Source organism: Protofrankia sp. Cj3 (genome assembly GCF_917627355.1).
Classification (GTDB): Bacteria; Actinomycetota; Actinomycetes; order Frankiales; family Frankiaceae; genus Protofrankia.
The window spans coordinates 11321-18683 of the sequence record NZ_CAKJTR010000090.1 but is presented as its reverse complement, the minus strand read 5'-3'; the positions used below and the strand labels follow the sequence as shown (position 1 = coordinate 18683).

The 7363-nt window shown below is 69.8% G+C and carries 7 protein-coding genes; 3 read left to right on the top strand and 4 right to left on the bottom strand.

All coding sequences use genetic code 11. The features are described 5' to 3' along the window. Window positions 1–9 precede the first annotated feature (9 nt). Window positions 10–1149: a MoxR family ATPase gene (locus MJ783_RS13750; RefSeq protein WP_239310831.1), complete on the bottom strand. Its 1140-nt coding sequence runs from the start codon at window positions 1147–1149 to the stop codon at window positions 10–12. Between the two features lie 137 nt (window positions 1150–1286). Then, the gene (crtI, locus tag MJ783_RS13745; RefSeq protein WP_239310830.1) at window positions 1287–2810 is read right to left on the bottom strand and encodes a phytoene desaturase family protein; all 1524 of its coding nucleotides are present in this window, start codon (window positions 2808–2810) and stop codon (window positions 1287–1289) included. A gap of 94 nt (window positions 2811–2904) precedes the next feature. Here crtI and MJ783_RS13740 point away from each other — a divergent pair, with 94 nt between their 5' ends. Next, window positions 2905–3591, top strand: a complete 687-nt coding sequence (locus MJ783_RS13740; RefSeq protein ID WP_239310829.1) for a DUF4097 family beta strand repeat-containing protein — start codon at window positions 2905–2907, stop codon at window positions 3589–3591. A 39-nt stretch (window positions 3592–3630) separates the two neighbouring features. Then, a complete protein-coding gene (metF, locus tag MJ783_RS13735) occupies window positions 3631–4533 on the top strand; it encodes a methylenetetrahydrofolate reductase [NAD(P)H] (protein ID WP_239310828.1) in 903 nt (300 codons plus the stop codon). Between the two features lie 11 nt (window positions 4534–4544). On the opposite strand, the gene MJ783_RS13730 is transcribed toward metF, so the two are convergent. Next, window positions 4545–4793, bottom strand: coding sequence for a hypothetical protein (locus tag MJ783_RS13730; RefSeq protein WP_239310827.1), 249 nt, complete (start codon window positions 4791–4793; stop codon window positions 4545–4547). Window positions 4794–4919: 126 nt separating this feature from the next. On the opposite strand from MJ783_RS13730, the gene MJ783_RS13725 reads away from it, so the two are divergent. Continuing rightward, entirely contained in the window at window positions 4920–5696 is a 777-nt protein-coding gene (locus tag MJ783_RS13725; protein WP_239310826.1) for a CDP-alcohol phosphatidyltransferase family protein, read from the top strand. Between the two features lie 55 nt (window positions 5697–5751). On the opposite strand, the gene MJ783_RS13720 is transcribed toward MJ783_RS13725, so the two are convergent. Then, entirely contained in the window at window positions 5752–7305 is a 1554-nt protein-coding gene (locus MJ783_RS13720) for an NAD(P)/FAD-dependent oxidoreductase (RefSeq protein ID WP_239310825.1), read from the bottom strand. Between the last annotated feature and the right edge of the window lie 58 nt (window positions 7306–7363).

Below are 7363 nucleotides of genomic sequence, written 5' to 3'. Positions count from 1 at the left end.
GGTGGGCGCTCACGCGGTTGTCCCCTGGTTGTGGTACTCGGGAAAGCCGTGCGGGTTCGTGGTCCAGCGCCCGGAGTAGCCGTGCTGGCGTGGCGCGACCTGTGGCGGTGGGGTGGCCTGGAGAACGCGCTCGGCGATGGCGTCCGTGGACAGCCCTTCCGCCAGCGCCTCGTAGGAGAGCACCAACCGGTGCGGCAGGATGTCGAGGGCCACCGCGGCGACGTCGTCGGGCACCACGTAGTCCCGTCCGCGCAGCAGCGCCAGCGCGCGGGCCGCCGCGACCAGACCGAGCGAGGCGCGCGGCGACGCGCCGTAGGCCAGGTGGCCGGTAAGTTCGGGCATCCCGAATTCGGTGGGTGACCGGGTCGCCAGCACCATACGCACGGCGTAGTCGGCGATCGCGTGGTGGACGAACACCTCGGCGGCATGCCGCTGTAGTTTCAGCAGCGTCTGGGGGTCCAGCACGCACTCGGCCGCGGGCGGTCGCACGCCCATCCGCTGGACGATCTCCAGTTCCTCGCTGCCGGTCGGGTACGGTACGTTGATCTTCATGAGGAACCGGTCGCGCTGCGCCTCCGGAAGCGGGTACACGCCTTCTGACTCGATCGGGTTCTGCGTGGCCAGCACCAGAAACGGCGCGGGCAGCCGATGGGTGACACCGCCGAGGGAGACCTGCTGCTCGGACATCACCTCCAGCAGCGCCGACTGCACTTTCGCGGGCGCGCGGTTGATCTCGTCCGCGAGGATGAAGTTCGCGAAGACCGGGCCCAGCTCGACGTCGAAGGTCTCCCGGGTCTGGCGGTACACGCGGGTACCGACGATGTCGGACACGACCAGGTCGCTGGTGAACTGGATGCGCGCGAACGTTCCGCCGACCACTGTCGCCAGCGTCTGGACGGCGAGGGTCTTGGCCACTCCCGGCACACCCTCCAGCAGGCAGTGCCCGCGGGCAAGCAGCGCCACCAGCATCCGCTCGATCATGTGGTCCTGACCGACGATCACTTTTTTGATCTCGAAGAGAACACGTTCCAGGTGATCGGCATCGGTGCTCGTATCCGGGCTGGCCAGTGTCCTGCCGTCCCGGCCGGAGCCGGGCGCGGTGAGGCTGGAGCCGGCCGGCGCGGTCTCGGGGGCGTGCCGTTCGTCCATGGCCTCAGTCTCGCAGCCAGCGCCTGGAACCGGGACTTGAAGCGAGGGCACTCGGCCGTTGCGAACGATGGCCGCACAGTGACCGGCAACAGGGAGGAATGGGTGCCCGGCAAAGACGGTTTTTCGTTCCGGCGCGCTCAGGCCGCTGGTCCGCGCGGCGCCCGGGAGCGGTAGGCCCGGTCGCGCCCGAGCACCCGTTCGGCGGCCAGGCGCCCAGAAATGATCACCATCGGCACGCCGACGCCCGGTTGGGTCCCGCTGCCGACGAACACCACGTTGTCCAGGCCCGGGGCCAGGTTCGAGGGGCGAAACGGGCCGGTCTGGCCGAAGGTGTGGGCGGCGGCGAACGGCGTGCCGGCCGCCATGCCCTGGGCCCGCCAGTCCGCGGGGGTGATCACATGCTCGACGTCGATCGCGGCACCGAAACCGACGTATCCACGCCGTTCGAGGGTCTCGATCACCTCGTCACGGTAACGTCGGCCCAGTACCGACCAGTCCAGCGGCGCGGTGAGGTTCGGTGTCGGGAACAGCACGTAATAACTGTGCCGGCGGGCCGGAGCCAGCGTCGGATCGCCGATCGTCGGCGTCGTGACCAGGAACGACGGATCGCTCATCAGTTCGCCTCGGTTGATGATCTCGTCAAAGGTGCGTCGCCAGGCCCGGCCGAAGTGGATCGTGTGATGGGCCCGGTCACCGTAGTCGGCTCCTGACCCGGCCAGCAGCAGGAAACATGACGGTGAGTAGCGCAGGCCGCGGACCCGGCGTGGCATGACAGCGGCGGGCAGCAGCTCGCGGTAGGCGGTCGGGAGATCGGGATTGAGTACCACCACATCCGCGGCGATGCGCTCACCCGAGGACGTGTGGACCGCGGCCGCCCGTCGGCCGCGGATCTCCACCCCGGTCACGGTGGTGCTGTAACGGAACGTCACTCCGTGCTTGGCAGCGGCGAGGGCCATGGCAGCCGGAACGGCGTGCATGCCGCCCACCGGGAAGTACACGCCGGCCACCGAGTCCATGTAGGCGATCACGGCGTACAGCGCGAGAGCGTCCTGCGGGGACAGGCCCGCGTACATCGCCTGGAACGAGAACACCCGGCGGGTTCGCTCGTCGTGCAGATAGCGGCCCACCATGGGCTCGAGGCGGCGAAAGGCACCGAGGGCAACCAGCCGGGCCAGGGACGGCCGTAACAGGCTCAGGGGCGAGTCGATCGAAGCGTCGATGAAGTCGCGCAACTGCGCCCGGTACAGGTCGGACACGAACGTGACGAACCGGCGGTACCCGGCGGCTTCGGCCGGCCCGCACACACGGGTGATCTCATCGGCGGTCGCGTCCGGGTCGGCGTGGATATCGAGTGTGGAACCGTCGGCGTAGCAGGCCCGGTACACTGGGTCGACCGGATGCAGCCGCAGCCAGTCGTCGATGTTCTCCCCGACGCAGTCGAATGCGTCGGCGATCAGGTCCGGCATGGTGAGCACGCTCGGCCCGGTGTCAAACTGGTAGTCGTTGATGCGCAGCCGGCCAGCCCGCCCACCCGGGACCTCGGCACGTTCGACCACGGTGACGTGCCGCCCGGCGCCGGCTAGGCGCAGGGCGGCGGACAGGCCGCCGAGACCCGCTCCCACGATCACGATTTTCTCGGTCGGGCCGGTCACCGTACGCATCCTTCTCCTCAGGGGATCACCACCAGCGAGAATGTGCGGATCACATTCGCGCGCGGAGCTCCGCTCACAGCTTCGCTCATAGAACGGGGGACAGATGACAAGCGTGGTCGTGGTCGTAGCGGCCGTCGTCCTGGTGTGCGCGGCGGCCGGCGGCCTCACGCTGCTGTACCGGCCACCGGCGGAGATCTGCCAGACAGTGGCGGAGGTCGGCGCCGTCGAGGTCCGGTTGGCCGCCGGCCGGGTCGAGATCGCTGAGACCGACCGGACCGACGCCCGCCTGGAGATGACCGTCCGGCGGCGAGTCGGGCGGACCCGCCCGGCGCTGGCCCGCAACGGTGACCTGCTGCGTATCGACGGCCGGGCCAGCGAGGCCCGGGTGCGGCTGACGTTGCCGAAGGCGACCGGCGTCCGGGCGGAGGTGCGCCGCGGGGAGGTGACGCTGTGGGGATCCGACGGTGATCTTGTCCTGCTGACGGATTCCGGCACCATCGCCGGACGTGAGTTGGGCGGCGGCAGGGTCACCGCACGCAGCCGGCTGGGGGATGTCATCCTGCATTTCGCGTCTGCGCCCGAGAAGGTGAGCGCGCACAGCCACAGTGGCTCGGTCACGGTTGTCGTCCCGGACGGCCCGTATGCGGTGGACGTCGAGTCGGCGGACGTCGGTGCCGTCGATGTCAGTGTTCCGGCTGACCCGGCGGCGCAGCGCCGTGTGTCGGCCGGCAGCGGCTCCGGGCGGGTACGGGTGTGCAGTCCCGCTCCGGACGGCCCGGTGCGCTTGTGAACCCGTGCTCGCGGGGTGGTACCCACTACCCTCGAGCACATGACGGTGGTCAGGAGTGTGCTGGGATCACGGGCGCTGACGGTGCGGGACTTCCTCGCGTCCGGGCGGACGTCGTTCTCGTTCGAGTTCTTCGCACCGAAGACCCCGGCGGGGGAACGCCATCTGTGGACAGCGATCAGGGAGCTGGAGTCCCTGCATCCGTCCTTCGTGTCGGTGACGTACGGCGCGGGCGGGTCCACCCGCAAGGGAACCGTCGGTGTGACCGAACGGATCGCGGCCGAGACCACTCTCACACCGATCGGTCACCTGACAGCGGTCAACCACTCCGTGTCCGAGCTGCGGCAGGTGATCGGCAGTTACGCCGGCGCCGGGGTGCACAATGTCCTCGCGTTGCGTGGCGATCCGCCCGGTGATCCGCGGGGCACGTGGGTCGCGCATCCACAGGGTCTGCGCTATGCCGAGGATCTTGTACGCCTTGTCCGGTCGCTAGGTGACTTCTGTGTCGGGGTCGCGGCGTTCCCAGATATGCATCCACGTTCGCCCGACCTCGACACCGACGCGCGGTATCTGGTCGGCAAGCTGGCCGCGGGCGCGGACTACGCGATCACCCAGTTCTTCTTCGATGCGGACGCCTACTTCCGTCTGGTCGAGCGGGTCCGCCGGCTCGGCTGCGAGGCGCCCATCATCCCCGGGGTGATGCCCGTGACGAACGTCGCGCAGATCGAGCGGATGGCGCAGCTGTCCGGCGCCGCTTTCCCCGCGGATCTGGCCGAACGGCTGCACGAGGTGGCCGACGACCCGGTGGCGGTGCGGGCGATCGGCGTGGCGGTCGCAACGGACCTGTGCGAGAAGCTGCTGGCCGGTGGTGCGCCCGGCATCCACTTCATCACGTTGAACCGCTCGACCGCCACCCGTGAGGTGTTCCGCGCCCTGTCCGGCTGACGGGAGGCCCGTCAGTCGTGATCCTCGTAGGCGTCGAAGACACACAGCAGCCATTCGTCCCGGAAGGGCCGTTCGCGGACGAGGGCAAAGCCGGCCAGGTTTGCCGCGTCGACGACCGCTGCTACCAGGTCGAGATCCAAGGTGCCAAATACGGGTGTGATACGGACCGCAACCACCACCTGGTCACGTTCCGCGTTGAAAACCGCTGTCGGATTCAGGTCGTCGAGTGTCTCCACGACCAGGGGCGAGTGCTTGGTCACCGATGTCTCCTGCGGCCGCCTGGCGGCGGCTTCTCGAAGGGGGCTGACAGTCGTCGGTAGTTGGGCCGTCATCCAAAGTGGGTCATGCCGGACGACGGAACCATACGCAGAAGGCACGATGGCTTGGTGACCACCCCGGTGCCCGACCGTGACGGTTTTCTCAGGGAGTGGTCGGGCCTGCACGGAGGCTACGATGCCACAAGCGGTATGTGGTTCGTTCGCCGTTGGCTCGGTCTGGTCTACCGGCTGGGACGCCCGTTGGCCATGCGTGGCATCGGCCCGACGTCGATCACGGTGGCCGGGATGCTGCTGACCAGCGCCATGCTGCCAGCCGCGGCATCGGGTGGCCTGTTCCCGCTGATTGCCGCGATGATCGTGGTGGGTGGTGGTTTGCTGGACAACCTTGACGGATGTGTGGCCGTCCTCACCCGTCGGGTGACCCCCTGGGGGTATGTCCTTGACTCGCTGGCTGACCGGATCTGTGACGGATTCTACATTGTCGCCTTCTGGCTGCTGGGTGCGCCCGGTGCGGCGTGCGCAGCCGCGGGGGCCGCGGTCAGCCTGCTGGAATACCTGCGCGCCCGAGCCGGGAACGTGGGGTTCGCCGAGATTGGCGTCGTGACGGTCGGTGAGCGGCCTACCCGGATCATCATCACTGTCCTGACGATGGTGGGCGCGTCGGTCGACCCCGGGAGAGCCGGCCTTGCCGGTCTGGCTGGCGCTGTCGCCACGGCCACGGTGTGCGCCTGCGGTCTGGTCCAGCTCGGCACGGTGGTTCACCGGGTGCTTCGGACGCGGCCACGGCCGGCTTCGGCGGTGCCCGGCGGTGGGCTGTGGGCAGCCGCTGGATTGTCAGGTGGGGAAGTGGGCCCGGCGGCGGGCGGCCGCGGTGACGGGGAGTGACGGGAGTGACGGGTGCGGGCAATAGCGGCGGTTTTTCGCTGTGCGGTATGCGGCACTACGCGGGGCCGATCATGTCGGCAACGATTTTTGCGGACATGGCGACCAGGGGGAGGCCGCCCCCGGGGTGAGATGACCCGCCCACGAGGAACAGGCCCGGAATCGGCGACCGGTTGCCCGGCCGCAGGAACGCCGCTCGCAGGCCGTTGGAGGACGTCCCATAGATCGCCCCGCCGACCGCGCCCGTCCGCTGTTCCAGATCAGCTGGAGTGATCACGTGTTGCCACCGCAGCCGCTCCCGGACGTCCAGGCCGCGCTCGGCCATCAGGTTCAGGATCCGGGCGGCGTAGGCGTCAGCAAGCCCTGGCCGCTCCCAGTCCAGCCCGTGGTTGACCGAGCGGTTGACCGAGCCGCTGCCGCTGTTGGTGCCACCGGGCGAGGCACGGCCCCTCGCGCGGCCTGGCGGGAGACGTGTTGCATGCGGGGCCGCGTTCACCAGGACGAACCATGCTTCACAGCCCGGCGGCGCGAGGGCAGGATCGTCGGGCGCGCTTATGTAGATTGTCGGATCGACCGCTAGGCGCCCGCCGAATACCGCGTCGAACTCGTCGTCGTTGTCAGCGGGGAACAGCACCGTGTGATGGGCGAGATCTGGCGTCCGCCCGCGCAGGGCGAGCAGCAGAACGAAGCCGGCCAGCGATGCCCGCGCTCGGCGCAGCCGCCGCTCCGCCCGTCGGTGGGGCGCGAGCATGCCGTACACCGTCTGGGCGTCGACGCCCGACACGACCAGATCCGCGTCGATGCGCCCGCCGTCGGCAAGCTGTACTCCGGCTGCCCGGCCACCCGCACCGCGCGTGATCGCGATGACCGCCTGGTCGAGCAGCAGGCGCGCGCCAAGGCACACAGCCCGCTCCGCGACGGCCTGGCCGAGCTGGTGCAGGCCGCCCGGGAGGTACCAGCCGCCGTAGCAACGCTCGACATGCGCGATGACCGCGAGGGCCGCCGGTGCCCGGCGTGGATCGGAGCCGGTGTAGGTCGCATACCGGTCCAGGAACATCCGCAGCCGGTGGTCGGCCAGATGACGCTGGCCGAGCCCACGCAGGGTCAGCCCCGGCGCGATGGTGGAGATGTCGCCCGGACGCCGTAGCGCCAGGCTGGCCAACGACCGGACGCCGGCGGTGGGGGCGGACAGGAACGGCTCCCGGGTCGCCTCCCACAGGCGTTCGGCGTGGGCGGCGAGGCGGCGCCACTGCTGGCCGGAGCCGGGCGGAAGGACGGCGTCCAGCTCGGCGGTGAACGCGTCGTCGTCGGCATGGGCGTCAAGAAGGGTTCCGTCGGCGAAACGGTAGCGAGCGATCGGGTCCAGCCGGCGTAGCTCGAGGAGGTCGCTCAGGGGCGCGCCGGTGGCGGCGAACAGGTCCGCGAAAACCTCCGGCATGGTCAGCAGGGATGGCCCGGTGTCGAAGGTGAAACCGTCCTGGCTGAACCTGCCGAGCTTGCCGCCGACGTCGGACGCCCGCTCGCAGATGGTGACGCGATGCCCGGCGGCGGCCAGCCGCACGGCTGTCGCCAGCCCGCCGACCCCCGCGCCGACCACGACGACCCGAGCCACCCCGCGACCCTACGCGGGTACTGCTGTATGCGCGGCCGTTTCGTCCTTTTTTCTCGTT

Bases quoted from the DNA above. Each gene is read 5' to 3' on its own strand.
- MJ783_RS13750 (WP_239310831.1), bottom strand. From the start codon at position 1,149: ATGGACGAACGGCACGCCCCCGAGACCGCGCCGGCCGGCTCCAGCCTC.
- crtI (WP_239310830.1), bottom strand. From the start codon at position 2,810: ATGCGTACGGTGACCGGCCCGACCGAGAAAATCGTGATCGTGGGAGCG.
- MJ783_RS13740 (WP_239310829.1), top strand. From the start codon at position 2,905: ATGACAAGCGTGGTCGTGGTCGTAGCGGCCGTCGTCCTGGTGTGCGCG.
- metF (WP_239310828.1), top strand. From the start codon at position 3,631: ATGACGGTGGTCAGGAGTGTGCTGGGATCACGGGCGCTGACGGTGCGG.